The organism is Pseudonocardia sp., assembly GCF_050246655.1.
GTDB lineage: Bacteria > Actinomycetota > Actinomycetes > Mycobacteriales > Pseudonocardiaceae > Pseudonocardia.
In genome coordinates this window covers 1-26,075 of record NZ_JBFWVQ010000086.1, presented here as the reverse complement: position 1 = coordinate 26,075, position 26,075 = coordinate 1, and the positions used below count along the sequence as shown (strand labels likewise).

General features: G+C 74.0%; 25 protein-coding genes and 1 pseudogene. 13 read left to right on the top strand and 13 right to left on the bottom strand.

The window, feature by feature from the left end; translation table 11 throughout:
• Both AB7J25_RS22595 and AB7J25_RS22590 read right to left on the bottom strand, forming a co-directional pair.
• Positions 1-1,120 (bottom strand): DUF222 domain-containing protein (locus tag AB7J25_RS22595; RefSeq protein WP_428511848.1); only part of this gene is annotated, 1,120 nt, incomplete at its 3' end.
• A gap of 490 nt (positions 1,121-1,610) precedes the next feature.
• The gene (locus AB7J25_RS22590; RefSeq protein WP_428511850.1) at positions 1,611-2,612 is read right to left on the bottom strand and encodes a pseudouridine-5'-phosphate glycosidase; all 1,002 of its coding nucleotides are present in this window, start codon (positions 2,610-2,612) and stop codon (positions 1,611-1,613) included.
• Position 2,613: 1 nt separating this feature from the next.
• Between AB7J25_RS22590 and AB7J25_RS22585 the strand changes: the two genes are divergently transcribed.
• Positions 2,614-2,871, top strand: coding sequence for a DUF3039 domain-containing protein (locus tag AB7J25_RS22585; protein WP_428511846.1), 258 nt, complete (start codon positions 2,614-2,616; stop codon positions 2,869-2,871).
• A 95-nt stretch (positions 2,872-2,966) separates the two neighbouring features.
• Positions 2,967-3,377: pseudogene (locus AB7J25_RS22580) on the top strand (class I SAM-dependent methyltransferase); the annotation flags it as partial.
• A 2-nt stretch (positions 3,378-3,379) separates the two neighbouring features.
• On the opposite strand, the gene AB7J25_RS22575 reads toward AB7J25_RS22580, so the two are convergent.
• Complete coding sequence (locus tag AB7J25_RS22575) at positions 3,380-4,450, bottom strand: YihY/virulence factor BrkB family protein (protein WP_428511844.1); 1,071 nt, start codon at positions 4,448-4,450, stop codon at positions 3,380-3,382.
• Positions 4,451-4,489: 39 nt separating this feature from the next.
• Between AB7J25_RS22575 and AB7J25_RS22570 the strand changes: the two genes are divergently transcribed.
• Complete coding sequence (locus AB7J25_RS22570) at positions 4,490-6,289, top strand: DEAD/DEAH box helicase (protein WP_428511842.1); 1,800 nt, start codon at positions 4,490-4,492, stop codon at positions 6,287-6,289.
• Positions 6,290-6,485: 196 nt separating this feature from the next.
• Here the strand turns inward: AB7J25_RS22570 and AB7J25_RS22565 are convergent, their stop codons facing one another.
• Positions 6,486-6,671 carry a DUF7455 domain-containing protein gene (locus AB7J25_RS22565; RefSeq protein ID WP_428511840.1) on the bottom strand — a complete coding sequence of 62 codons (186 nt, stop codon included), beginning with the start codon at positions 6,669-6,671 and terminating at the stop codon, positions 6,486-6,488.
• A gap of 222 nt (positions 6,672-6,893) precedes the next feature.
• Between AB7J25_RS22565 and AB7J25_RS22560 the strand changes: the two genes are divergently transcribed.
• On the top strand, positions 6,894-7,748 hold the full coding sequence (locus AB7J25_RS22560) for an EamA family transporter (protein ID WP_428511838.1): 855 nt from the start codon (positions 6,894-6,896) through the stop codon (positions 7,746-7,748).
• A 66-nt stretch (positions 7,749-7,814) separates the two neighbouring features.
• Here AB7J25_RS22560 and AB7J25_RS22555 read toward each other — a convergent pair whose 3' ends face one another.
• A complete protein-coding gene (locus tag AB7J25_RS22555) occupies positions 7,815-8,204 on the bottom strand; it encodes a hypothetical protein (protein WP_428511836.1) in 390 nt (129 codons plus the stop codon).
• Positions 8,205-8,370: 166 nt separating this feature from the next.
• Between AB7J25_RS22555 and AB7J25_RS22550 the strand changes: the two genes are divergently transcribed.
• Genes AB7J25_RS22550 through AB7J25_RS22540 form a run of 3 tightly spaced genes read left to right on the top strand, consistent with a single transcriptional unit; the run spans position 8,371 to position 10,896 of the window.
• Positions 8,371-9,372, top strand: a complete 1,002-nt coding sequence (locus AB7J25_RS22550) for an ABC transporter substrate-binding protein (RefSeq protein ID WP_428511834.1) — start codon at positions 8,371-8,373, stop codon at positions 9,370-9,372.
• Between the two features lie 22 nt (positions 9,373-9,394).
• Positions 9,395-10,144 (top strand): ABC transporter permease, encoded by a 750-nt coding sequence (locus AB7J25_RS22545; RefSeq protein ID WP_428511832.1) that lies wholly within the window; start codon positions 9,395-9,397, stop codon positions 10,142-10,144.
• Positions 10,144-10,896 carry an ABC transporter ATP-binding protein gene (locus AB7J25_RS22540; RefSeq protein ID WP_428511830.1) on the top strand — a complete coding sequence of 251 codons (753 nt, stop codon included), beginning with the start codon at positions 10,144-10,146 and terminating at the stop codon, positions 10,894-10,896. The genes AB7J25_RS22545 and AB7J25_RS22540 overlap by 1 nt, the downstream gene beginning before the upstream one ends.
• 8 nt (positions 10,897-10,904) lie before the next feature.
• Here the strand turns inward: AB7J25_RS22540 and AB7J25_RS22535 are convergent, their stop codons facing one another.
• Positions 10,905-11,579 carry a hypothetical protein gene (locus AB7J25_RS22535; protein WP_428511828.1) on the bottom strand — a complete coding sequence of 225 codons (675 nt, stop codon included), beginning with the start codon at positions 11,577-11,579 and terminating at the stop codon, positions 10,905-10,907.
• 142 nt (positions 11,580-11,721) lie between these two features.
• Between AB7J25_RS22535 and AB7J25_RS22530 the strand changes: the two genes are divergently transcribed.
• The gene (locus AB7J25_RS22530) at positions 11,722-11,874 is read left to right on the top strand and encodes a hypothetical protein (protein ID WP_428511826.1); all 153 of its coding nucleotides are present in this window, start codon (positions 11,722-11,724) and stop codon (positions 11,872-11,874) included.
• A gap of 24 nt (positions 11,875-11,898) precedes the next feature.
• Here the strand turns inward: AB7J25_RS22530 and AB7J25_RS22525 are convergent, their stop codons facing one another.
• The 5 genes from AB7J25_RS22525 to AB7J25_RS22505 form a co-directional block, all read right to left on the bottom strand.
• The gene (locus AB7J25_RS22525) at positions 11,899-12,714 is read right to left on the bottom strand and encodes an SDR family NAD(P)-dependent oxidoreductase (RefSeq protein ID WP_428511824.1); all 816 of its coding nucleotides are present in this window, start codon (positions 12,712-12,714) and stop codon (positions 11,899-11,901) included.
• 91 nt (positions 12,715-12,805) lie between these two features.
• Positions 12,806-16,675, bottom strand: a complete 3,870-nt coding sequence (locus AB7J25_RS22520) for a SpoIIE family protein phosphatase (protein WP_428511822.1) — start codon at positions 16,673-16,675, stop codon at positions 12,806-12,808.
• A gap of 70 nt (positions 16,676-16,745) precedes the next feature.
• Positions 16,746-16,943 carry a hypothetical protein gene (locus AB7J25_RS22515; RefSeq protein WP_428511820.1) on the bottom strand — a complete coding sequence of 66 codons (198 nt, stop codon included), beginning with the start codon at positions 16,941-16,943 and terminating at the stop codon, positions 16,746-16,748.
• 225 nt (positions 16,944-17,168) lie between these two features.
• The gene (locus AB7J25_RS22510) at positions 17,169-17,582 is read right to left on the bottom strand and encodes an SsgA family sporulation/cell division regulator (RefSeq protein WP_428511818.1); all 414 of its coding nucleotides are present in this window, start codon (positions 17,580-17,582) and stop codon (positions 17,169-17,171) included.
• Positions 17,583-17,715: 133 nt separating this feature from the next.
• The gene (locus AB7J25_RS22505) at positions 17,716-18,177 is read right to left on the bottom strand and encodes a hypothetical protein (RefSeq protein ID WP_428511816.1); all 462 of its coding nucleotides are present in this window, start codon (positions 18,175-18,177) and stop codon (positions 17,716-17,718) included.
• A 114-nt stretch (positions 18,178-18,291) separates the two neighbouring features.
• Here AB7J25_RS22505 and AB7J25_RS22500 point away from each other — a divergent pair, with 114 nt between their 5' ends.
• Positions 18,292-19,995 (top strand): AMP-binding protein, encoded by a 1,704-nt coding sequence (locus tag AB7J25_RS22500; RefSeq protein ID WP_428511814.1) that lies wholly within the window; start codon positions 18,292-18,294, stop codon positions 19,993-19,995.
• A 122-nt stretch (positions 19,996-20,117) separates the two neighbouring features.
• Positions 20,118-20,306, top strand: a complete 189-nt coding sequence (locus tag AB7J25_RS22495) for a hypothetical protein (protein ID WP_428511812.1) — start codon at positions 20,118-20,120, stop codon at positions 20,304-20,306.
• Between the two features lie 9 nt (positions 20,307-20,315).
• On the opposite strand, the gene AB7J25_RS22490 is transcribed toward AB7J25_RS22495, so the two are convergent.
• The gene (locus tag AB7J25_RS22490; protein WP_428511810.1) at positions 20,316-20,945 is read right to left on the bottom strand and encodes a flavin reductase family protein; all 630 of its coding nucleotides are present in this window, start codon (positions 20,943-20,945) and stop codon (positions 20,316-20,318) included.
• A 32-nt stretch (positions 20,946-20,977) separates the two neighbouring features.
• Between AB7J25_RS22490 and AB7J25_RS22485 the strand changes: the two genes are divergently transcribed.
• Positions 20,978-21,910, top strand: a complete 933-nt coding sequence (locus tag AB7J25_RS22485) for a cobalamin biosynthesis protein (RefSeq protein WP_428511808.1) — start codon at positions 20,978-20,980, stop codon at positions 21,908-21,910.
• Between the two features lie 54 nt (positions 21,911-21,964).
• Here the strand turns inward: AB7J25_RS22485 and AB7J25_RS22480 are convergent, their stop codons facing one another.
• On the bottom strand, positions 21,965-22,774 hold the full coding sequence (locus AB7J25_RS22480) for an SURF1 family cytochrome oxidase biogenesis protein (RefSeq protein WP_428511806.1): 810 nt from the start codon (positions 22,772-22,774) through the stop codon (positions 21,965-21,967).
• Between the two features lie 19 nt (positions 22,775-22,793).
• Between AB7J25_RS22480 and AB7J25_RS22475 the strand changes: the two genes are divergently transcribed.
• Entirely contained in the window at positions 22,794-24,350 is a 1,557-nt protein-coding gene (locus AB7J25_RS22475; protein ID WP_428511804.1) for a cobyric acid synthase, read from the top strand.
• A gap of 62 nt (positions 24,351-24,412) precedes the next feature.
• Positions 24,413-26,075 (top strand): NAD(+) synthase (locus AB7J25_RS22470; RefSeq protein ID WP_428511803.1); only part of this gene is annotated, 1,663 nt, incomplete at its 3' end.

Here is a 26,075-nt window from a genome sequence, read left to right as displayed (position 1 = left end):
CGTGTTCCCACGGTGTCAGGTGGTGGATCTCGCACCACGACGGTGGGCGCCCGCAGCGGGCGCAGCCGCGGTCGCGGGCGGCGACCGCGCGGCGTAGCCCGTCCGGGACGACCCGGGTGGCCCGGCCGACGTCCAGCGGCTGCCCGGCCCCGCCGAGCACGACCGGGACGACGCGGGCGTCACAGGCCAGCAACCGCAGGCTTTCGGGGGTGAGCGGGCCGCCGAGATCGAGGCAGGCGGCGCGGGCCCGGGTTTCCAGGTCCTCCAGCCGCACCACCACCGACAGGTGCGGGCGTTCCCCGCCGCTGGCGGGCAGGACCTCGGCGTCGGCGTGGTCGAGCACGTGCCCGCAGGCGTCGGCCAGCGCTTCGGCCTGCCGCCGCCCCAGCGGGCGCTCCTGCGCGTCCGCGGCGTCGGTGGGGCGGGCACCTGCATCGACCACTGTGGCGATCGCGTCGAACATCACCGGATCGTCGAACCGGCCCTTGATCCTCCCGCCGGAACCGGATGGGTGGCGGGTGAGGAACAGCTCGTTCACCGCGGGCGCGGGTGGGCGGTCGTCCGGCTCCGGGCCGTCCTGGTCCAGCATCTCGACCAGCGCGGCACCCCAGCTGAGCAGGTCCGCCGGGGAGTAGTCGCCCGCCTTCGCCGCCAGTTGCTGCTCGGCCGACCCCCACACCTGCGGGGACAGCCGGCGCGCCGCGTCCGACCCGAGCACCCGGGCGACCACCTCGACCTGACGGGCCGAGCACTCCCCGGCGGCGAACACCACCGCCGTCGCCGCCAGCCGCGCGGGCAGCACCGCGCCGTCGAGTGCGACCCGCGCGCACGCCTGCTCGGCCACCACCAGCCGCCGGCGGGCGTCGCCGCGCTCCCACCCCAGCAGATCCGCCAGAGCGGTGACGGTGGAGCGGTACCCGCGCTCGGTGAACACGCCACGCCGCTCCAGGTCGGCGATCGCCCCGATCGAGGCCCGCTCCACACCCCGCGCGACGTCCTCGCATAGGGCGAGGGCCGACAGCAACGCGCCGTCTGCCGTGCCGGGCCCGGTGACCGCGCTCAACTGCGCGAGCAGCTCGTCCGCGAGCTGCCGCGCGGGCGAGAGGATCGGAGACCACAACCTCATGGTACTCGAACAAAAGTTCGAATCTGTGTCGATCGTCGCAGCTCAGCGTCCATTCGGCGATGGCTGAGAGGCACGCGCCGAGCGGTGAGCCGTCGGTCGGCGCGGGTGCCTGTCGTGATCAAGCTGACGGCGCGGCGGCGCTCCTGTCGGCGTCGACGCGGTCGACGTTCCCCTCCCGCCGAGCGTCCCGATCTCGGCACGTGTCGACGTCTCCCGGTCCTCGCCGGGCCCGACCTCCAGCACGTTGTCTCCGCTCGGCTCGGTCGAGTGCCCGTACCCCGGCGACCTCCCGGATGGCCTCGGCCCACCGCTGAACGGCAGCACTCAGCTCCAAGTCGACAAGCCCGATGAAGATCGCGATGCTCGGGGGAGGGCGCGCCGGGGCCGCGAAGGCTTGGAGACGTCGGAGGCACCGCGTGACGCCCTGCCGCTCACGGACGTGCGCCGGCGTCGCCGAGGACGCGGACGAGGCCGGGGCGGCGCGCTACGCGCCCTGAGCCAGCGCGACCGCCACCCGCGCGGCGAGCGCGGCGTTGGCGTGCACGAGCGCGAGGTTGCAGCGCAGGCTCGCCCCGCCGCTGGCCGCGTGGAAGTGCTCCAGGAGCACGGGGGTGACGTCCTTGCCGCGCACGCCCCGCTCGGCGACCACGGCGAGGCCCTCGGCGAGCAGGCGGTCGTGCACTGCCGCGTCCAGCTCGTCGGGCTCGGGGACGGGCCGGGCGAGGACCGCGCCGGAGGGCGGCCCCAGCGCCCGGTGCGCCCGCCACACCGCGGCGGCCTCGGCCGCGGACTCCACCCGCCACGGGACCGGATGGCCGCTGGAGCGCCGGTAGAAGCCCGGGAAGGCGTCCGTGCGGTGGCCGAGGACGGGCACGGACGAGGTCTCCAGCACCTCGAGGGTGGCGGCGACGTCGAGGATCGACTTCACCCCCGCGCACACGACCAGCACCGGGATCGTGGCGAGTGCGCCGAGATCGGCCGAGACGTCCCAGGTGTCGCGGGCGCCGCGGTGCACCCCGCCGAGCCCGCCGGTGGCGAACACCTCGATGCCCGCGGCGCGGGCCAGCGCCATCGTGGCCGCCACGGTCGTCGCGCCGTCGAGGCGCAGCGCTGCGGCGACCCCGAGATCGCGGGCCGACAGCTTGTGCAGCTCCGCGGGGCCGTCGAGGCCGCAGAGCCGGTCCAGATCGCCCGCGTCGAGCCCGACGCGGGCGGTGCCGCCGAGCACCGCGACGGTCGCAGGCACGGCCCCGCCGGCCCGCACGGCGGCCTCGATCCCGTCGGCCGCCGCGCGGTTGTGCGGGGCAGGAAGGCCGTGGGCCAGCAGCGTGCTCTCCAGCGCGACGACGGCCCGCCCGTCCGCCAGCGCCTGCTCGACCTCCGGGGCGACCCGGACGCCGATCGGGGGGTGAGCGGTGTCCCGACCGGGCGGTGCCGGGCGTGACGAGACCGGTGACGACGCGACGCGACGGGGCACGTGGGGCATCATGGTCCGGGTGACCACCACGACGCTGCCCGAGGTCGACACACGCCCGGAGGGCACCGACACCACGGGCGACGACACGCCGAAGATGTTCCACTACGTGCGGAAGTCCAAGATCGCGGAGAGCGCGGTGATGGGCAACATGGTCGTGGCTCTGTGCGGCGAGACGTTCCCCGTCACCCGATCACCGAAGCCCGGCTCGCCCGTCTGCCCGGAGTGCAAGAAGATCTACGAATCCTTGCCCGGCGGCGGGGACGCCTGAGGCCTGCACAGGTGAGAGGGGCGGTCAGGGGCCGGCTGTACGACCGGTTCATCGCAGGTCTGACGGCCCCCTGGTACCGGGCCGCGCTGCAACGGATGCCGCACGGTGCCCGCGTCCTCGACGTCGGGATCGGCACCGGCGCCGCCATCGTGCGCTGCGCGGAGCAGGTGCGGGCGCGCAACCTGCGGATCACCGGCCTCGACATCGACCGCGACTACCTGGACTTCTGCGCCGGGGCGGTCCAGCGCGCCGGCCTGGACGCGCACGTCACACCGGTGCTGTGCTCGGTGTACGACCACGAGGGCGGCCCGTACGACATCGCGTACTTCTCGGCCAGCCTGATGCTGCTGCCGGATCCGGTCGAGGCGATGCGCCACGTCGCGAAGCAGCTCCACCCGGACGGCTCGGTGCTGTTCACCCAGACCTTCCACCACCGGCGGTCCAACGTGGTGGAGGCGGTGAAACCGATGCTGGGCCGGGTCACGACCGTCGAGTTCGGCCGGGTGACCTACGAGGACGAGTTCCGGGCCGCGGTGGACGACGCGGGGCTCGAGTTGGTGGAGCTGATGACGCTCGCGGGGTCGCGCTCGGCGTCCTCCCGGCTGGCCGTGGCGCGCCTGCCGTCCGCGGCGTAGTCCCTGGCCGCGGCGATCCTGCGCATCGACAGCAGCCGCGCGAGCCGCCGTTGCCGCCGGGTCGGCCGGGCGGGCCACACGCTCTCGACGGCGTTGTTGAGATGCGCGCCGAGCACGATCGAGAAGCCGAGCAGGAACGCGAACAGCAGGAACGCGATCGGGGTGGCGAGCGCGCCGTAGGTGTAGCCGGTGCTGGTGAGCACGGCGATGTACACGCGCAGCCCGGTGGTCGAGGCGATGAACACCACCATCGCGAGCAAGCCCCCCGGCAGCAGCCGCCACCACGGCAGCGAGTGCGGCAGCGCCGCCTTGTACAGGAACGTGATGACCAGCACGAACAGCAGGCCGGTGCCCGGGTAGTAGAACGACGCGATGAGCGACGCCGCCACCGGCAGCCAGAGGGCGGGTAGCACGCGGACGAGCATGTCCGGGCCCAGCGCCACGAGCGGCAGCGTCAGGACGGCCGTGATCAGGGCGAACAGGTACATGAACAGCGAGAAGATGCGCTGCCATACCGGGTGGCGGACGAGCTTCTGGCTGTGGGCGTCGGTGATGGAGTCCACGAGCGACGCCGTGGCGGACGACCCGGCGAACAGCGCGATGAGGAAGCCGACGGAGATCACGTCCGCGCGGGCCTGGGTGAGGATCGTCGACGCCGTCGGCGCGATGATCTGGTCGACCACCTCCGGGGTGAACACCTGCCGGGAGAGGTTGACGATGCCGCGCTCGACGTCCTCCACCACCGCGGGCCCGAACAGGTCGCCGACGAAGCCGAGCGAGCCCAGGAGACCCAGCAGGAGCGGGGGCAGCGACAGCGCCTGCCAGAACGCCGCCTGAGCCGAGTGGGAGAAGATGTCCTGATCCCACGCGTTGCGCAGCGTGCGCGCGGCGATGCGCCGCAGGTCGTCACGGCGGCGGGGGCGCGGGGCCGGCTCATCGGTCATGGCCACTCCAGCATGGCCTACCTCAGCCGTGGACACCGCATGCGGGCGGGGTTCGGCACGCCGCGTCGTTGCCGACCCGTAGCCTTCCGACGCGTGCGATCCGCTCCCCAGACCGCTCCCGGCACCGTCTCGGCGTCGAGCCCGCTGACCCCACAGCGCCCGCTGCGGGCGTGGCAGCGCTCCGCCCTCACCCGCTACCTGGCCTCCGGCCCGCAGGACTTCCTCGCGGTGGCGACCCCGGGCGCGGGGAAGACGGCGTTCGCACTGCGCGTCGCGGCGGAGCTGCTGGCCGACCGCGTCGTACAGGCCGTGACGGTCGTCACCCCCACCGAGCACCTGAAGCACCAGTGGGCGCAGGCCGCGGCGACGGCCGGGATCGCCCTGGACCCGGAGTTCCGCAACTCGGCGGGCGCCACGTCGGCGGACTACACCGGGATCGCCGTCACCTATGCCGGCGTGGCGGCGCACCCGCTCCTGCACCGGGCGCGCACGGAGAACCGGCGCACGCTCGTGGTCCTCGACGAGGTCCACCACGCGGGCGACGCCCGCTCCTGGGGTGAGGCGGTGCAGGAGGCGTTCGGACCCGCCACGCGGCGCCTGGCGCTCACCGGGACCCCGTTCCGCAGCGACGACAACCCCATCCCGTTCGTCGAGTACGTCCCCGACGGGGACGGGGTGCTGCGCAGCCGCGCGGACCACGGCTACGGCTACGCGGACGCCCTCGCGGACGGCGTCGTGCGCCCCGTGGTGTTCCTCGCCTACTCGGGTGTGTCGAGCTGGCGCACCAGCGCGGGGGAGGAGTTCACGGCGCGCCTCGGCGAGCCCATGACGGCCGAGCAGACGGCGCGGGCGTGGCGCACGGCGCTGGACGCGGGCGGCGAGTGGATCCCGGCGGTGCTGGAGGCCGCCGACCGGCGCCTGAGCGGGCACCGGGCGGGCGGCATGCCGGACGCGGGCGGGCTCGTCATCGCCTCGGACCAGACGGCGGCGCGGGCGTACGCGCGGATCCTCGCCGACGTGACGGGTACGGCGCCCGCCGTTGTGCTCTCCGACGAGAAGGGCGCGTCGGCGCGCATCGCGCGGTTCGCGGGGTCCGACGAGCGGTGGATGGTCGCGGTCCGGATGGTGTCCGAGGGCGTGGACGTTCCGCGGCTCGCGGTCGGGGTGTACGCCACGAGCGCGTCGACGCCGCTGTTCTTCGCGCAGGCCGTGGGCCGGTTCGTGCGGTCGCGGCGGCCGGGGGAGACGGCGTCGGTGTTCCTGCCGAGCGTGCCGGTGCTGCTCGGCCTGGCGAGCGAGCTGGAGGCCCAGCGCGACCACGTGCTGGGCAAGCCGCATCGTGCGGACGAGAAGTGGGACGACGAGCTGCTGGCGGCCGCGCAGCGACAGGAGGACGAGCCGGGGGAGGAGGAGCCGGCGTTCACCGCGCTGGGCGCCGAGGCCGAGCTCGACCAGCTCATCTACGAGGGCACCTCGTTCAGCGCGGACGAGGAGGACTACCTCGGGCTGCCGGGCCTCCTGGAGCCTGAACAGGTGCGCACGCTGCTCAACCGGCGCCAGCAGGAGTGGCTCGCCCGCTCGAAGGGCCGGCCGGAGCGTGCGGACGGGGCCCCGTCCGCACCGGCACCGCCGGCCGAGCGGGCCGAGCCGACGGTGCGCGAGCGCATCGCGGCGCTGCGCAAGGAGCTGAACACCCTCGTCGCGCTGCACCACCATCGCACGGGCAAGCCGCACGGGGCGGTGCACAGCGAGCTGCGCAAGGCCTGCGGTGGCCCGCCGACGGCCATGGCGACGATCGAGCAGCTGGAGGAGCGCATCGCGACCCTGCGGTCGTGGTGAGCCTGCCTCGGGCACTGCGCCCGATCACGCCGCCGATGCCACCCGTGGACGACGGGACCCGGTGCCGCCGAGACCGGCCCCGCACCGCTCGTCACACGCGGACGGGGCGAGGACCGATGTCGGTCCCCGCCCCGTCGCGGTCAGATCTGGTGTAGTCGTTCTCGGCCGTGCCTCGTCCCGTCGTCGGGACCGGAGGTCAGGCGCCGGTCTGGATGTCCACGTCCAGCTCGCGCAGCTTGTCCGCGTGCGCGCGGGCATGGTGGCCGCAGAACAGCAGTTCGCCACCGGACTGCAGCACCGCGCGGACCTTGGCGGCCGCCCCGCACCGGTCGCAGCGGTCTGCGGCCGTGAGAGCAGGTCGGCTCAACGTTCCCGGCTGCATAGCGCTCTCCCTCCATCGCTGGGGACGACCCGCGGATGCGGGAGATCCCACACATACCCAGACGCCGGCGCCGCCAGAGGTGTTCCCGATGGCGAGCGACGGTCGTCACGATCGAACGCTCGGCGGATTCAGTTGACTACGAGTGAATGATGCGGTGCCCCCGTGTGACCACGCAAGCCGCGGCAGGTTAACAACCCTGTCGAGGCGACTACGCTGCGTGTCATGCCTGTCGAGGTTCGTCGCCGGGTCCCGGCGCCACTCCTCTTCGTGCTCGGCGGAGTCTCCATGTATGTCGGAGCGGCCCTCGCCGTCGGGCTGTTCGATACGTTGTCGCCCTCGGCGGTCGCGGTGTTACGCCTTCTGGGCGCTGCGGCGGTGCTCCTCGCGTGGCGTAGGCCCGGCCGTTCGGCGTGGCGGGGATCGGCGCTGGTGGGCGCCGCCGCCTTCGGGCTCGCCACGGGCCTGATGAACCTCGCGTTCTACGAGGCGATCGCCCGCCTGCCGCTGGGGACGGCCGTGGCGATCGAGTTCTGCGGACCCGTGGCGGTCGCGGCGGTGGCCAGCCGGCGCCCGCGGGACGTGGCCGCGGTGGTCCTCGCGGCCGTCGGTGTGCTGCTCATCGCGGATGTGCGCTGGTCAGGCAGTCCGTCCGGGGTGTTGTGGGCGCTCGCGGCTGCGACGATGTGGGCGGCGTACATCCTGCTGGCCCGCCGCGTGGCGGTGAGCGGTGGGGGCCTGGACGGAATGGCGGTCGGCTTCACGGTCGCGGCGGTGGTGCTCTCGCCGGTGCTGCTGGCCTCGCCGCTCACCCCGTTGGCCGATCCGCAGATACTCCTTCTGGCGGTGGGCGTAGGGGTCCTCTCCAGCGTGGTGCCCTACGTCCTGGATCAGATCGTGCTACGCCGGGTGGGCCAGGCACGGTTCGCCGTGATGCTCGCGCTGCTCCCGGCCACGGCGACGGTGATCGGGCTGGTCGCGCTGGGGCAGGTGCCCGGCGCGCTGGAGGCGGCGGGGATCGCGGCCGTCGTCGCCGCGGTGGCCCTGCGTTCGCGTGACGGAGACGTTCACCCTGCGTGACCACACGTGCGGCCGTGCGGGGTGCAATGTTCGTCACGCTCCGCGCCTGTGATATCGGCCGAACGGTCAGCTCCGGCGGAGTTCGAGTTCAGCCGCCTGGCCGTCGGTCGAGAGGACCGTCACCGACAGGCCGCCGACCGTCGCGGTCGTGCCGGCCGGGACGCGCGCCGTCGCGCTGTCCACGGCCACCGTCACCGCGTCCGCCTCGATCGCCGTGATCCGCACGCCACGTCCCAGGATGCCCAGCCGGGTGCCGGACGGGTCGCCGGAGACCTTGAGGGTGCAGACGTCGTCGCGGCAGTTCAGCGAGCTGGACGTGCGGCCGCCCGAGCCCGAGGTGGTGGTGGTCGTCGTCGTGCTGGACGAGGAACCGACCGAGACGGAGTTGCCGCTGCACCCGGCGACGGCGACGAGCAGGCCGGTGATCAGCAGGGTTCGCAGCGGTCCGCCGGGCATGGACCCGAGTATCACCCCCTCCTCCACGGACTGGTGACGGGCGGGTGCGGGACGTATGGTCGGTGCCGACCCGCGGGAGTGCCACGTACCGGCGCTGAGAGGGCGGCAGGACCGGCCGTCGACCGTTCGAACCTGACCCGGTTCACACCGGCGTAGGGAGGCAGTGGTGCGCCGTACCGTCGTCATGGTCCTCGCCCTGCTGTTCGCCGTCGCGGGCTGCTCGGGGCCTGCCGCCCAGCCCGGGGCGCAGCGGATCCGGGTGGCGCTGGACTGGACCCCGAACACCAACCACACCGGGCTCTTCGTCGCCCAGCAGGAGGGCTGGTTCCGCGACGCGGGCCTCGACGTGGAGTTCCTGCCGTACAACAACACCTCGCCGGACACGCTGGTGAGCTCCGGTGCGGCGGACTTCGGGATCAGCTTCCAGGACTCGTTCACGTTCTCGAAGGCCTCGGGTGCGGACATCACCTCCGTCATGGCGATCCTGCAGACCTGGGCCACGCAGATCGCGGTGCGCGCGGACCGCGCCGACATCCGTACCCCGGCCGACCTGGACGGCAAGATCTACGGCGGCTTCGGCGCGGCCTACGAGGTGCCGAAGATGCAGGCGGTCATCCGCGACGCGGGCGGGCGCGGCGACTTCACGAGCGTCGTCCTCGGCACCGCCGCCTACGAGGCGCTCTACGACGGTCAGGTCGACTTCGCCGAGCCGTTCGTGGCCTGGGAGGGCATCGAGGCGCAGCTGCGCGGGCATCCGCTCAAGACGTTCGACTACCCCGACTACGGCTTCCCCGACGCCTACAACGTGCTGCTGATCGCGAACTCGACGTGGCTGCGCGAGCACCCGGAGCAGGCCCGCGCGTTCGTCGGCGCCGCACAGCGGGGCTACCAGCTCGGGGCCGACGACCCGGCGCGCGGGGCGCAGCTGCTCATGGCCGCCAACCCGGATGCGTTCCCCGACCCGGAACTGGTGACGCGCAGCCAGGACATGCTCGCCGCGTCGTTCCTGCGCGACCCGACGGGCAAGGTCGGTCCGCAGACGGCCGAGAAGTGGGCGGGATTCTCCGGCTTCCTCTACGGCACGGGTCTGCTCGCGGGTCCGGACGGGAAACCCCTCGCGGCACCGCCGGAGTTCTCGACCTGGTTCACGAACGACTACCTGCCGTGACGGCGTCGCGAGAGAGCCTGCCGTGAAGAACCTCGCCCGCACCGCCGGACCGGCCGCGCTGCTCGTGGCGGCCGGGCTCGCGGTGTGGCAGTGGTACGTCACCGCCTTCGACGTCCGCCCGCAGGTGCTGCCCTCGCCGCTGCGCGTGGTCGAGCAGGGCTGGGCGTTCCGCGAGCAGATCTGGACCAACACGGTCCCGACGCTGCAGGTCACGGCGGTCGGGTTCGCGGTGTCGCTGGTGCTGGGCTGGGCGATCGCCATCGCCGTCGACTTCTCGCCCTGGCTGCGCCGCGCGGTCACCCCGCTGCTCGTCGCCTCGCAGACGCTGCCGATCATCGCGATCGCCCCGCTGCTGATCATCTGGTTCGGGTTCGGGCTGCTGCCGAAGGTGGTGGTCGTGACGCTCGTGACGTTCTTCCCGGTCACGGTCGGCTTGATCGAGGGGTTCGCCGCCACGGACCCGGCGGCGACGCGGCTGCTGCGCAGCATGGGGGCGTCGCGCTGGCGGCAGTTCCGGTTCGTGCGGTTGCCCGGGGCGATGCCGCGGTTCTTCACCGCGCTGCGCATCGGGATCACCTACGCGGTGGTGGGGGCGGTGTTCGCCGAGTACGTCGGCGCGGTCGCCGGTCTGGGGATCTTCATGAACCTGCAGAAGAACTCCTTCCGCACCGACCTCGTGCTCGCCGCCGTCGCCGTGACGGCGCTGGTGTCGGTGCTGCTCTTCGCCCTCACCTACCTGGTCGAGCGGGTGGTGGTGCCATGGAACAGGTGATGGAACAGGTGACGGAACAGGTGACGGAGCCGGTGAAGCTCCAGCTCGACGGCCTCACCAAGGCGTTCGGCAGGCTGGCCGTGCTCGACGACGTCGGCTTCGACGTGGCGCCGGGGGAGTTCGTCGCGGTCATGGGCCCGAGCGGCTGCGGAAAGTCGACGCTGTTCAACGTGATCGCGGGGCTCGACGCCCCGGACGTGGGCCGGGTGCTCGTCGACGGCGCCGACGTCACCGGCGACGTCGGCCCCTTCGCGTACATGCCGCAGGAGGACCTGCTGTTCCCGTGGCGGACGGTGCTCGCCAACGCCGCGCTCGGGCTGGAGGTGGCGGGGGTGCCGCGCCGCGAGGCGCGGGAGCGGGCCCGGGCGCTCTTCGCGCCCTTCGGCCTGGCCGGGTTCGAGGACGCCCGGCCTCGTGAGCTCTCCGGCGGGATGCGCCAGCGGGTGGCGCTGCTGCGCACCGTCGTCCAGCAGCGCCCGGTGCTGCTGCTGGACGAGCCATTCGGCGCCCTTGACGCCCTGACCAGGGCGGACATGCAGGCCTGGTTGGCCGGCATGCGCGCGCGCTTCGGCTGGACGGTGCTGATGGTGACCCACGACGTGCGGGAGGCCGCGTTCCTCGCCGACCGGGTCGTCGTGCTGTCGTCGCGCCCGGCGCGGGTGGTCCGGGAGATCGACGTGGACGTGCCGCGCCCGCGCGGTCTCGCCGCGCTGGCGCCGGTGGAGGAGACGCTGCTGGCCACCCTGACCTGATCACCCGGTCATCCGGCCGCCGCGTCCCGGTCCGGCGGATCGGCGGCGCCGGGGTTCCTCCGGCGCCCCGTGGAAGCGACCACCCGCAGCCGGGAGGCGGCCGCTTGGAGGATCTTGAAGAGGACCGGATGGTGCAGGACCATCCGGCGGGCCACGGGGATACGCCGCGACGAGGTGCTGAAGGTGGGCGATGCGAGGATCTCGGCCGCCGAGGCGTCCGTCCGCAGGAGCGACAGGACGATCGCCAGCTCCTCGAAGTACTGGAACCCGGCCTCGGCGATGAACCGCTCCTCGTCCCACTTCTTGATCTGTTGCAGGTACCGGCGGACCGACGGGTCCTCCCACGTCCGCAACAGGGCGTAGGCGATGGTCGTGGGGAGGATGTCCTCGATGAGCAGCACCCGCCGCCGCCAGTAGTAGCCGACGGCGTTGAAGTAGTCGAGCAGCTTGATCAGGGCCAGCTCGCGCGAGGTCCCGAGGAACGTGGCGTCGTCGTAGGTGAAGCGCTCGTGGTCGATGTCCATGAACAGGTCGGCCGTCTCCGCGCTGGCGTAGAGGTCGGCCGTGTAGCTGCGGAGCAGGTCGGCACGTTTGAGTCGCAGGTCCCGGGCGCGCGTGGCGAGGAAGAGCAGCACGGTGACGACCACCGCGAGACTGCCGACGATCGCTTCCCACTCCCACATTCGCGCGACCCCGCAACCGTGTCCGATCCAGACGTGTCACGGGTCCTGTTCGGCGAACTCGTGTCGACCGTTAGCGCGTGGCGGTCCGACGATTCACCCGAGCGTGAGTAATGCCAGGTCATCGCGCGGCGATTGACCTGGCATGACCGCCATCACCCCCGACGGCCCGGGCCCACGGCCCGAGCCGCCGTGCCTCACCTCCGGCGCCGCCGCGGGCCAGCTGATCAACATCCTGTTCGCGGCGACCGTCGCGCTGTTCCTCCTCGGCCTGTTCACCCTCGGCCCCGTCTTCTGACAGCCCGACCGGCCCGGGGGCGCGCTACGCGAGCCTGCGGCCCGCCACCCGCGCGAGCGGCCGCTGGTAGGCCGAGCCGAGCAGCCGCACCAGCACGTCCAGCACGCGGGCGTCGTTGCCCACGAGGATCCGCGCCCGGTCGCGGCGCACGCCGGCCAGGATCGTCGCCGCGGCGTCCTCCGGCCGCATCCGCAGCATCGTCTTCTCGAAGCGCTCCATCGCGGCGCCGTCGGTGAACCCCTCGCCCCGCGCGGCGTTGCGGGCGATCCCGGTGCGCACGCCGCCGGGGTGCACGCACGTCACGCGTACCGGGTGCTTCGCGAGCAGCATCTCCTGGCGCAGCGACTCGGTGAACCCGCGCACCGCGAACTTCGCCGCGTTGTACGCGCTCTGGCTGGGCACGGCCAGCAGCCCGAAGAGACTCGAGATGTTGACCACGTGGCCGTCGCCCGAAGCGATGAGGTGCGGCAGGAACGCCTTGGTGCCGTGCACCACTCCCCAGAAGTCGACGTCCACCACCTTCTCGATCTCCTCGAACGTGGAGGTCAGGACGTTGCCGGCGAACGCGATGCCGGCGTTGTTGTAGACCTGGTTGACCCGCCCGAAGCGCCCGGCGACCTCCGCGGCGTACGCGAGCACCGCCGCCCGGTCGGTGACGTCGAGGGAGTCGGAACGGACGTCCGCGGTGCCCAGGCTCGCGACCGTCTCGGCCAGGCCGTCCTCGTCGACGTCGGAGAGCGCCAGGCGCGCGCCACGGCGCGCCAGATCCTGTGCGAGCGCCCGGCCGATCCCCGATCCAGCGCCCGTCACCACCGCGACCCGTCCCGCGAACTCGCTCATGGCGGGATTGTGGCCTACCGACGGGTAACCTGCGAGCGCTGTGCCGCGTTCGTGATCGCCGGCACTCGTCCCTGCCGGGTGCCGGCGGGGGTCAGCCGGGGCCCGGAGCTATCCCCACCAGGTCGAGCACCGCCCGCACCGGGCCGTCGGCGGGGACGCGCAGCGTGACGGCGTCGCGGTCCAGCGCCTCGACCAGCATGCCGACCCCGGCACTGCCCAGGTAGGTGAGCCCGGTGACGTCCAGCACGACCGGGACGTCGTCGGCGAGGGCGGACACCAGGTCCTCGCGCACCGCGGCCACCCCCGCGAGGTCCAGCTCCCCGGTGAGCACTGCCCGGCGCGCCCCGTCCCCCGTGAGCACCCGCAGCCGTGTGCGCGACACGGGTCGCGCACGCGACACCGGATCCGCACCGGCGGGTACCGGCCGCGCCGCCATCCGGAAGCGGACGACGGTGCCGCCGGGCCCGGGCTCGACCGCCGCGTCCGAGCCGAGCAGCCGGATGAGGTCGAGCCCCCGGCCCCGGTAGCCCCTGTCGACCGGCGGGGGACGCCAGGTCCCGAAGTCGCGGACCAGCACGTCGATCGCCCCGCCCGGCCCGAGCCGCAGCTCGACCTCGACCGCCCCGGTCGTGCCTTCCGGGTAGGCGTGCTCGACGGAGTTGGCGACGGCCTCGCCCACCGCGAGCTGCAGGTCGTCGGCCGGCTCACGGGCGAGCCCGGCCGCGGTCATCCACTCCGTGATCGACCGGCGCAGCCCGCGCAGCTCCTCGGCGCGCGCCGGGATCCGCAGGTGCAGCGGCTCCGGACCGAGCCGCGCCGCGATGACGGCCACGTCGTCGGGTGGGCCGGCCGGGTGCAGCGTGCGCGCGAGCACCTCGTCGATGAGCCGGTTCGGCGCGGCGCCCGCCGCCGCGAGCGCGGCCCTCCGCAGCCGGCGCAGCCCGTCGTCGATGACCTCGCCGCGGCGCTCGATGAGACCGTCGGTGTAGAGCAGTAGGACCGCACCCGCCGGGAGCGTCGTGCCGGCCTCGGTGAACCCGCCGCCCGCGCCGAGCACCCGTCCCGACGGCCCGTCGAGGTACTCCGCGTCCCCATCCGCCAGCACGAGCGGGGGCGGGTGCCCGGCGCGGGCCCAGCGCAGGTACCCGCTCCCCACGTCCAGGACCAGGCACGCCACGGTGCTCGCCCGCGCGCCGGCGATGCGGCGGGCGAAGCGGTCCAGCCGGGTGAGCGCCGCGGCCGGTCCGCACCCGTCGAGCAGGGCGGCGGCGAGGGCACTGCGCAGCTGTCCCATCACGGCGGCAGCGGCCGCGCCCTGCCCGACGACGTCGCCCACCACGATCGCGACCTTCCGCTCGCCGAGCGGCAGCACCTCGTACCAGTCCCCGCCGGCCTGCGAGCCGTGCGCGCCGGGCTCGTAGCGGGCCGCGAGCCCCAGCCGCTCGATCGTGGGCAGCTCCGCCGGCAGCAGGCTGTGCTGCAGCGTCTCGGCGATCTCGCGGCGGGTGTCGGCGAGCGCGGCGCGCTCGAACGCCTGCGCGGCGTGGGCGCACACGGTGCGCGCGAACTGCTGCTCGTCCGGGTCGAACGTGCGGCGGGTCGCGAAGCTCGCCGCGAGCGCCCCCACCACCCGCCCGCCCACGAGCATCGGCAGCGCCATCAACGCCTCGTTGCCGGTGACCGCGTGGTGCTCGGTCAGGTGCGGGAAGCGCGCCCGCCAGTCCGCGTCCGAGCGCAGCCACACCGGCTCGGCGGTGCGGGCGCACACCCCGACGGGCTGGTCGTCCTCCGGCCGGACGACGCCGTAGTGGCGCAGCAGGAGGTCCGGGTAGCCGCTCGAGTGCACCACGCGCAGGCCCAGGGCCGGATCACGCAGGTAGGCCGCGACGGCCGACGCGCCGAAGGTGTCGCGGACGCCGGCCGCCATCACCCGCGCCGCCTCCGCCACGGTGCCCGCCGCGGCGAGCGCCGTCGTGATCTCGACGAGCCTGCGCTCGCGGGTGCCCAGCCGCTCGGCCTCGAGCATGAGCGCCGCCCTGCGGCCCAGCTCGGCGGCCAGGGTCAGGTCCCCGGCGTCGTACTCGCGCGGGGTGTCCGTGGTGACCATCGAGAGCGTCCCGCGCATCCGCCCACCCACCACGAGCGGCACGATGAGCGCCGAGCGGAAGCGCAGGTCCCGGCGCAACGCGTAGTCCGACTCCCCGGCCGCGAAGGCGCGCAGGTCCGCATCGGTGGGGGTGGCGACGACGAACGGCTCCCCGGCGTCGTAGCGGTCGCGCAGCGCGGGGGACAGCGGGTAGGCGCCCGCGCCGGCGAGCAGCTGCCGCTCGACGTCCGGACGCCCGGGGCTCACCGCGGCGAGCGGCCGGAGCATCCCGTCCGGGCCGAGGGCGGACACCGCGCCGAGATCGGCCATGGCGGGCACCGACAGCCGCAGCAGGGTGGTGAGCCGCGCGGCCAGCGGGCCACCTTCGTCCGCCCGTCCGATCTCGGCGAGCAGCGCCGTCACCTGCCGGGCCCGTTCCTGCGCGGTGACGTCGACCATCACGCCCTGGAGCCGTTCCACCGCGCCGTCCGGGCCGAGCGCGACGTGCACGAGGTCCTGGCACCAGACGGTGTGCCCGTCCGCTGCCCGCAGGCGGTACGCCGGCACGTCGAAGTCGACGCCCCCGGCGATCCCGTCGGCGTGGCGGGCGGCGACGCGCTCGCGGTCCTCGGGATGGATGAGCGAGCGCCAGAAGTCCTGCGGACCGAGCCATCCCTGGGCGGGGTGCCCGGTGAGCTCCTCCACGCGCTCGGAGACGAACACGACCTTCTCGGACCGGGCGTCGATCTCCCACACGACGGCGGCGAGCCCGTCGACGAGCGAGCGCAGCCGGGCCGCCAGCGCCTCGGCCGCGTCGCGCGCCGCCCGCTCGGTCTCGGCCCGCTCCCGCAGCCGCTGGGCGGCGGCGTGCTCCGACTCGGCACGCAGCTGCGCCGCGGCCGACAGCGCGTCCGCGACCGCGGCGCCGACCTGGCGCGCGACCAGCTCGAGGAAGGCGCGGCAGTCCTCGTCGAGCTGCCGGTGGCGCACCCCGATCGTGATCACCCCGACCGGCCGCGCCGAGCCCGCGACCAGCAGCGGAAGGAGCATCGCGGTGTCCGCGACGCCCGGGCCCCGGCCGGTCCCCGGCGTGCGGTGCCCGGGGTCGTGCTGCGCAGCCTCGGCGGTCTCGGTGAGGACCTCCGCCGACCCCGTCCGGACGACCCGCGCGAGGGCGCTCCCCTGCGACCCGACCGGGATCACCGCCTCGCCGGCGGCCGGCCCGTCGAGGCCGTGGCTCGCCACCAGCCGCATCATCGGTTCGGCGGCGGAGTCGCGATCCACCAGGTGCACGGTCGCGAACGGGGTGTCGGCCCGGTTGTCCGCGAGCACCTCGACCGCCGCCGCGCACGCCTGCTCCGGGGTGCGTACCCCGGCGGCGGAGAGCTCGCCGAGGCGGCGCAGGGTGGCGAGCCTGCGCCTGCCGAGGACGTGGCCCGTCACGTCCAGACCCACGACCAGCACCCCGGCGCACGGCCCGTCCTCGCCCGTGCGGATCGGTGTGCACGCGAGGGTCAGGTAGACCTCCTCGCCGCGCCCCTGACGGATGACCGTCACCGGCTCCTGCTCGCGGCGGACCGGCGCCCCCGTGGCGAGGACCTCCCGGGCGGCGTCCTTCACGACGGCCCACCCCGCCGGCTCCGGCCCGCCGCCCGCGACCGATGGGTCACCCATCAGCGTGACGGCGGCATCGTTGGCGACGGCCGCCAGGTCGGGCCCCCACAGCACGGCCGAGGGCAGAACGGAGGAGCGGCAGTGCTCGATCGCGGTGCGCAGGGCCGCAGGCCGGCCCTCACCGGCGCCGAGCACCGCCCTCGGCACGGCACCGGGCTCCGGGGAAGGACCGGCCGCGCCGGTCGGCTCGACGGCAGTCATCCCCCTCCTGGTGTTTCCCGGAGAAGGTAGTCGGACGCGGTCGGGCGCAGCCACTCGTACCCGGGGGCGGTCAGGTACCCATGCGGTTCAGCCGCTCCGCGGCGAGCTCGGCGAGGGTGCGGATCGAGCAAGGGTGCCGCTCGGGGTGGGCGTCGTGGGCGCGACACAGGCCGACGTGATCTGGGGTGTGCTCGCGCAGCAGGCGGTCGACCAGGTCCGGCGTTGCAGCGAGCTGCTCGGCACAGGCGGCGAAGACATCCGGCACCATGTTCTTCTCTCCAGGCGGAAGCGGACCAGCTTCGTACCTGACCGACGAGCGATGCAACCGGGGGTTTCGGCACCGGCGCCAAGTTGGTCCGACCGGGCCTGGCCACCTGTCCGACGTCGCGTCCGAACGGTCCGATACGGCGTACGACAGCTCGGTCAGGCCTGTCGCGGGGGGTCGGGCGGGCGCCGCCGCCCCGCACCGCCGGTTCGGAGGGTCACGAGGCGATCACTCCGTGCAGCTGCCGACGATCTTGTCGATCTCCACGTCCAGGTCCATGTGGCGCGACTCGTCACCGAACGCCACCAGCTCGAGCGACGCGTCGACGAAGTGGCGGAGCATGTCGCGGTCCACCTCCAGGACGGCGCGTCCCTCCGCGGAGCGGATCTCGATCTCCACCACGTCGTAGCCGTGCACCTCGCACGGCCGCATCCGGATGTCGCCCTCGCCGACAGGGCCGGCGAGTGAGGCGATCACCAGATCCCGCGCGACCAGCCACTCGACCCACCTGTCCTTCCTGGTCCGGACCGCGACGGTGATCGCGAACGGGTCCGAGGCGACGTAGCTCCAGCGCGTCACGATCGGCGCGGGCTGCCCGTGCAGCACGGTGAACATGTCCTGCTGGACCGAGTCGGTCGTCATCGTCGCTCCCAGTGCCGCGCCGGTGGCCGGGCGCTGGGTGCGCCGACCTCACCTGGGCATCGCGGCCCGCGACCCGAACGCACCACCCCGGATCCGGGTTCACCCGAACAGGGGCGCCCTGGGTGCCGTCTGTTCATGAGCCGGTCGGGGTCCCGGCACGCGAGACGACCCAGACGCCACGGGGACCGGTGCGTCCCGGCTGTGCCACCACCAGGTGTGCGAGGGCGCCATCGGGCCCGTGCAGGATCACCGCCACCCCCGGGGCGCCCGTGTCGCCACGGTCGCCGGGCAGCTCCGCCGTGGCGTCCGGCCAGCCGTAGGCGGCCGCACCGAACGCCGTCGCCACCGACCGCGGATCGAGCAGCCACGGCTGCGACCCGGCGTCCACCCGTTCCTGCAACAGAGCGACCCCGGCGGCGTCGCCTGCGGGCCAGGGCAGCTGCGGCACGGGCGCCGACACGGACGGGCCCGGCGCAGCGGGCGGTGGCGCGGCGCCGCACCCGCCGAGCGCGGCCACCACCAGCACAGCCAGCACCGCCAGCACCGCCAGCACCGCCCCGAGCAGGGCGGGGACGACCGGCAGCCCGCGCTTCACGGCGGGCACGGTAGCGCCGGCCCACGCGGACCCCCCCGTCGGGAGGTAGGGCGGGTTCCCGATCGTCACTAGGGTCGGTCGCGGACGACCGTCGATCCTCGTGAGGCGATGTACATGAACAGTTCGACCCGGGCCTTCTACGCAGCACGCGAGTTCCTGCTCACCCACCGCGAGGACTACGAGACGGCCTACCGGGAGTTCCGCTGGCCCGAGATCGACGAGTTCAACTGGGCGCTCGACCACTTCGACGCCGTCGCCGCCGATCCGGAGCGCGGGGCCCGCCGGGCCCTGTGGATCGTCGAGCAGGACGGCTCCGAGGCGTACTGGACCTATCGTGAGCTCGCCGAGCGCTCGAACCGGGTCGCGAACTGGCTGCGTGCCCAGGGGGTCGCCCGCGGCGACCGGCTGATCCTCATGCTGGGCAACCAGCTGGAGCTGTGGGAGACGTTGCTCGCCGCCATGAAGCTCGGCGCCGTGGTCATCCCGGCCACGACGCTGCTGGTGGCGGGCGACCTGCGGGACCGCATCGACCGGGGCGCGGCGAAGCACGTCGTCGTGGGCGCGGCGGACACCGGCAAGTTCGCCGACGTCGAGGGCGACTACACGCGGATCGCCGTGCGCTCCCCGGGTGGGGTGGCGCCGCAGGGCTGGCTGCGCTACGAGGACGCCCACGACGGGCCGGCCGAGTTCACCCCGGACGGTGTCACCCGCGGCAGCGACACGCTGCTGCTGTACTTCACCTCCGGCACGACGGCCAAGCCCAAGCTCGTCGAGCACACCCACGCCTCCTACCCGGTGGGGCACCTGTCGACGGTCTACTGGATCGGCCTGGAGCCCGGGGACGTCCACCTCAACATCTCCTCGCCCGGCTGGGCCAAGCACGCGTGGAGCAACGTCTTCGCGCCGTGGATCGCCGAAGCGTGCGTGCTCGTCATGAACTACGCGAAGTTCGACGCCGCGAGCGTGCTGGGCGTGCTGGACCGCTGCGGCGTGGACAGCTTCTGTGCCCCGCCCACGGTGTGGCGGATGCTCATCCAGGCCGACCTGTCCTCGCTCACGAAGCCCCCGTCGAAGGTGGTCGGCGCGGGGGAGCCGCTCAACCCCGAGGTCATCGAGCAGATCGAGAAGGCGTGGGGCGTGCGGATCCGGGACGGCTTCGGCCAGACGGAGACCACCCTGCAGATCGGCAACCCGCCCGGCCAGACCGTCAAGCCCGGCTCGATGGGCCGCCCGATCCCCGGTTACCCGATCGTGCTCGTCGACGCTGCCTCCGGCGAGGCAGGCGTGGACGAGGGCGAGATCTGCATCGACCTGGCGCAGCGGCCCCTCGGGCTGATGGTCGGCTACGCGGGCGACCCGGAGCGCAACGCCGAGGCGATGGCGGGCGGCTACTACCACACCGGCGACGTCGGCTCCCGCGACGCGGACGGCTACATCACCTACGTCGGCCGCGCGGACGACGTGTTCAAGGCCTCGGACTACCGGATCTCGCCGTTCGAGCTGGAGAGCGTGCTCATCGAGCACCCGGCCGTCGCGGAGGCCGCCGTGGTGCCGTCGCCGGACCCGGTGCGCCTCGCCGTCCCGAAGGCCTACGTGGTGCTCGCGGCGGGCCACGAGCCGAACGAGGAGACCGCGCGCTCCATCCTCGAGTTCGCCCGCGACAACCTCGCCCCGTACAAGCGCATCCGGCGCCTGGAGTTCTTCGAGCTCCCGAAGACGATCTCCGGCAAGATCCGCCGCGTCGAACTGCGTGGTCGCGAGGGAGATCTGCACGCCGACGCGTCGAACCAGCCGTCCGGCGAGTACACGCTCTCGTGACGCAACCCGCCGCTCGCCGCCGGTCGACCGGATTCCGCCGGTCACCGGATGGCGTTGGATCGACCGCGACATGATGGGAGGCGCGGTGGTGTGCTGAGCCGGTGAGCACCTCGATGAGGTCCGTGGCCCCCCTGGCGGAGGTCATGGCCGGCATGCCTGAGGTCTGGCGCACGTTGCTCGTCGCGCACGTGCCGGACCGCTTCGGGCACTGCACCACCTGCCGGCACAGCGTGAGCGGCTCCGCTCAGCGCTGGCCGTGCACCCTGCACCGCATCGCGAGCGACGCCCAGCGGATGGCCGAGGAGGTCTGACGGGCCCGGTCAGGGCCGGAAGTGGCCGGGCCACTCCCCGTACGGGATGCGGGTGATATCGAGGACCTCGCCGATCGTCGACCACTCGTTGCGGCCCAGTCGGGCCAGCGGGCGCAGCTTGTCGATCATCGGCAGGCCTCCTTCGGTCGGGTCGCCGTCCAGGACGTCCGACGCGATGCTCGCGTGCACCACCCGCCCGATGACCACCGTGCAGTCGCCAAGGGTCAGGTCCCGCTCCAGCCGGCACTCGAACGCCACCGGTGACTCCGCCACCCGCGACGGCGCGACGACCGCACTCGGCTCCGGGGTGAGCCCCACCGCACCGAACTCGCTCACGCCGGCCGGGAAGTTGGTGCCCGTGGCGTTGACCTGCTCGAACAACCACTCCGGCGCGAGGCAGACGACGAACTCGCCCGTCTCGCGCACGTTGCTGAGCGAGTCCTTCACGCCGACGGAGGTGAACTGCAGCATCGGCGGGGTCACGCACGCCACGGTGAAGAACGAGTGCGGCGCGAGGTTGTCCACCCCGTCGGCGGACCGGGTCGAGACCCAGGCGATCGGCCGCGGCACCACGCTCGACGTGAGGAGCTTGTAGAACCGGCGGGCGCCGAGCTCGTCGGGGTTCAGGTCGGTCCGCATGCGTTCGATCCTGCCCCGTAACGTCGCCGTCCGTGCGGGGACGTGTGCTCGGTCTGCTGGTCGGGGCGGTGGCGGACGCGCTGCTCGGCGATCCCCGGCGGGGCCATCCCGTCGCCGGGTTCGGGCGGGCCGCGGCGGCGCTGGAGGAGCGCTGGTACGCGGACTCACGGGCCGCGGGGGCGGCATACACCGGGGCCCTGGTCGGCGGCGCGGTCCTGCTGGGGATCCTGGCCGAGCGGCTCCCGGCCCGGACTCTGACGACGGCGGCGGCGACGTTCGTCGTCCTCGGTGGGGGATCGCTCGCGAGGGAGGGCGACGCCCTGGCGGAGGAGTTGCGCCGCGAGGATCTCGCCGCTGCCCGGCGCCGGATCCCGAGCCTGTGCGGGCGCGACCCCGCGTCGCTCGACGCGGGGGGCCTCGCGCGGGCCGGCACCGAGTCGCTGGCGGAGAACACCTCGGACGCCGTGGTCGCACCGCTGCTGTGGGGCGCGGTCGCGGGGGTGCCGGGTCTCCTCGGGTACCGCGCGGTGAACACGCTGGACGCGATGATCGGCTACCGCTCGCCGCGCCACCTGCGGTTCGGCTGGGCGGCGGCCCGGCTCGACGACGTCGTCAACTGGATCCCGGCGCGGGTGACGGCGCTGCTCACCGCCGCCGTCGCGCCGCTGGTCGGGGGCTCGCCGGGGTCGGCGCTGCGGGCGTGGCGGCGCGATGCCGCCACCCATCCCAGCCCGAACGCCGGTCCCGTCGAGGCGGCGGCGGCGGGGGCGCTGGGCGTCACGCTCGGCGGGCGGACGGTGTACGCGCACGGGGTGGAAGAGCGCCCGCGGCTGGGCTCGGGTCCGCCGCCCGCGCCGGCGGACCTGCGGCGGGCGGCGCACCTGTCGCGGCTCGTCGGCGCCGCCGCTGCCGTGACCGCTGCCGTGACCGCTGCCGCCCTCGCGTCGAGAACGACGTTGCGCTGATCAACAAGGCCCCTGGAGCTGCACAACGTCGTTCTCGACGGGGCCACCCCGGGATCAGGACCTGTCGTCGTCACCGTCGTCACCCGCGAGGGCGCGACGCAGCGCGGTGCGCTCCTCGGCGCGGGTGCGCCCGCCGCGGCGCTGCAGCATCTCCAGCCGCACGAACCACGCGAGCGCGAACAGCGCGATCGCCCCGAAGGAGAGCCACTGCAGCGCGTAGGAGAAGTTCGTGAACGGCGCCCCGCCCGACGGTGCCTCGACCGGCAGCGGTGTGAGCACCCCCGGCTGCTCCGCGGCGAGCTGGACGAACCCGGGCACCAGCGGCAGATCCGTCGCCTCGGCCAGTACGGCGGCGTTCGGCGCGTACACCTGGAGCCGGCCGTCCGCGCGGAACGGGGGACGCGCGTTCGGGTCCTGCTGGTCCGGGCGCAGCCGCCCCTGCAGGGTGACCATGCCCGAAGGTGCGGCGGGGTAGCCCGGGACCACCGCGCCGTCCGCGGACGCGACGGTGCCGCGGTCGACGACGATCACGGTGCCGTCCGCCGTCCGGAACGGGGTCAGCACCTCCATCGCGGGCTTGCCGGCGACGACCCGCAACCGGACGAGCGCCTCGCCGTCGGGCAGGTAGGAGCCGGTCAGCGTGACCTGGCGCCACTCGTCGGCCCTGCGCACCCCGTCCGGGCCGACGAGCTGCTCCAGGGGGACGGGCCGGATCGCGGAGGCGGCCGCGATCGCCGCTTCCTCCGCCTCCCGCTGCGCCTCCCGCCCGAACTGCCACGGCGCGAGCAGCGTGTAGCAGGCCACGACGAATCCGAGCACGACGGCGACGAACGCGAGCCAGCCGGGTCGGAGCAGGAACCGCACGTCACTACCGTATGCCCCCGTGGGCGGCGCGCTGCTGGTGGCAGGGACGACATCGGATGCGGGCAAGAGTGCGCTGGTCGCGGGGATCTGCCGCTGGCTGCACCGCAGCGGGGTGTCCGTGGCGCCGTTCAAGGCGCAGAACATGAGCAACAACTCCGTCGTCACCGGGGACGGTGGCGAGATCGGGCGCGCGCAGGCGATGCAGGCGGCGGCGTGCGGGCTCGCCCCGAGCGTGGCGTTCAACCCGGTGCTGCTCAAGCCGGGCAGCGACCGGTCCTCGCAGGTGGTGGTGCACGGTCGGGCGACGGGGACGGTGAGCGCGCGGTCCTACCGGGACCGCAAGCCCGAGCTGCTGGACACGGTCACGGCCACCTTGGCGGGCCTGCGGGAACGCTTCGACGTCGTGGTCTGCGAGGGTGCCGGGTCGCCTGCCGAGATCAACCTGCGGCCGACCGACATCGCGAACATGGGGCTGGCCGCCGCGGCGGACCTGCCCGTCGTCGTGGTCGGCGACATCGACCGCGGGGGGGTGCTCGCCCACCTGCTCGGGACGGTCGCGGTGCTGGACCCGGCCGACCAGGCCCGCATCGCGGGGTTCGTCGTCAACAAGTTCCGGGGCGACCCGGCGTTGCTCGCGCCGGGCCTCGAGCAGTTGCGGGCCCTCACCGGCCGCCCCACCTACGGCGTGGTCCCCTGGTCGGAACGGTTGTGGCTGGACGCCGAGGACTCGCTCTCCGCGGTCGCGGACGGCGTGCTCGGCCGCCCGGCGCCGCCCCGCGGGTCGCAGTGGCTGCGGGTCGGGGTCGTGCGGCTGCCGCGGATCTCCAATGCGACGGACGCCGAGGCGCTGGCGTGCGAGCCCGGCGTCGCCGTCCGGTACGTGACGGAGCCGTCGCGGCTCGCGGACGTCGATCTCGTGGTGCTGCCGGGATCGAAGGCGACGGTGCCGGACCTGGCGTGGCTGCGGCGCACCGGCCTCGCGGACGCCGTGGTGGCGCACGCCCGCGCGGGCCTTCCGGTGCTGGGGATCTGCGGCGGCTTCCAGATGCTGGGCACCCGGATCGAGGACCCGTACGGCGTCGAGGGGGGTTCGGCCGACGGCCTCGGCCTGCTCGACGTCGAGATCGCGTTCGACGAGCAGAAGCACCTCGGCAACCCGGTGGGGACGGCGCTCGGTCAGCCCGTGCGCGGCTACGAGATCCACCACGGCCGGGTCGTGCGCTGCGGGCACCCGGGGCTGGTCGGGTCTGCTGAGGGCACAGAGGGGGGTGCAGAGGGGGCGGACGCGGGCGCGGTGCTGGGGAGCCACTGGCACGGCCTGCTGGAGAACGACGGGTTCCGCCGTGCCCTGCTGGAACGGGTCGCCGCCCGGGCCGGGCGCACGGGGTTCGTCCCCTCCCCGGACACGGACTTCGCCGCCGAGCGCACCGCCCAGCTCGACCTGCTCGGCGACCTCGTCGAGGCCCATCTCGATCTCGACGCCCTGCGGGCACTGATCGACACCGGTGCTCCGGCGGGCCTTCCGACGGTCGAGGTCGCACTCAGCGGGGTGACCGGCCCCGCGCGACCCCGCTGAGCGCGATCCCGGGAGCACGAGCGGGCAGACTGCGGGGGAACCCGATCCGCCGAGGAGCCCCGTTGGACTTCCGCTCGCCGTACCGGCACGGCTTCCTGCGCGTCGCCGCCGCCACCCTCGTGACGTCGATCGCCCGCCCCGCCGAGAACGCCGCCGCCGTACTCGCCACCGCGCGCGGGTGCGCCGCGGAGGGGGTCGGGCTGGTCGTGTTCCCGGAGCTCACGCTCTCCGGGTACTCGCTGGAGGACGTCGTGCTGCAGGACGTCCTGCTCGACGAGGTGGAGCGTGCCCTGGGCGAGGTGGTGGCCGCCTCGGCGGACCTGCTGCCGGTGCTGGTGGTCGGGGCGCCGCTGCGCCTGGGCAACCGCGTCTACAACTGCGCCGCGGTGGTCCACCGGGGCCGGGTGCTGGGCGTGGCACCCAAGTCGTACCTGCCGACGTACCGGGAGTTCTACGAGCGCCGCCAGCTCGCCCCCGGCGACGACCTGCGCACGACGATCCGGTGGGGCGGCGCGGACGGGGCCGAGGTGCCGTTCGGGCCGGACCTGCTGTTCGAGGCCGCGGACGTGCCCGGGTTCGTCCTGCACGTCGAGATCTGCGAGGACATGTGGGTGCCGGTCCCGCCGAGTGCGGAGGCCGCGCTGGCGGGGGCGACGGTCCTCGCGAACCTCTCCGGCAGCCCCATCACCGTCGGCCGCGCGGAGGACCGCAAGCTCATGGCCCGCTCGGCGTCCGCACGCTGCCTCGCGGCGTACGTCTACGCGGCGGCCGGGGAGGGCGAGTCGTCCACCGACCTCGCCTGGGACGGCCAGACGATGATCTGGGAGAACGGGCTGCTGCTCGCCGAGACCGAGCGCTTCCCGCGCGGGCCACGCCACTGCGTCGCCGACGTCGACCTCGACCTCCTGCGCGCCGAGCGCGCCCGCATGGGCACCTTCGACGACAACCGCCGCCACCACGTGCCGCAGACGCGCCGCATCGGGTTCCGCCTGGACCCGCCCGGCGGCGACATCGGGCTGCGCCGCACCGTCGAGCGCTTCCCGTTCGTCCCCGCCGACGAGGCCCGCCTGGAGCAGGACTGCTACGAGGCCTACTCGATCCAGGTCGCGGGGCTGGAGCAGCGGCTGCGCGCGATCGGGCAGCCGAAGGTGGTCATCGGGGTCTCCGGAGGGCTCGACTCCACCCACGCCCTGATCGTCGCCGCTCGCGCCATGGACCGCGAGGGTCGCCCGCGCAGCGACATCCTCGGCTTCACCCTGCCCGGCTTCGCCACCGGCGAGCGGACGAAGACCAACGCGCACCGGCTCATGGCCGCGCTCGGCGTCACGGCGCAGGAGATCGACATCACCGAGACCGCGCGGCTCATGCTGCGCGAGCTCGACCACCCGTTCTCCGCGGGCGAGCCGGTCTACGACGTCACGTTCGAGAACGTCCAGGCGGGCCTGCGCACGGACTACCTCTTCCGCGCCGCGAACCAGCGTGGCGGCATCGTGCTCGGGACGGGCGACCTCTCCGAGCTGGCGCTCGGGTGGTGCACCTACGGCGTGGGCGACCAGATGTCGCACTACAACGTCAACGGCGGGGTGCCGAAGACGCTGATCCAGCACCTCATCCGGTGGGTGGTGTCGTCGGGGCAGTTCACCGCCGAGGTGGGGGAGGTGCTCACCGACATCCTCGACACCGAGATCACCCCCGAGCTCGTCCCGGCCGACGCGGGCGGGCAGG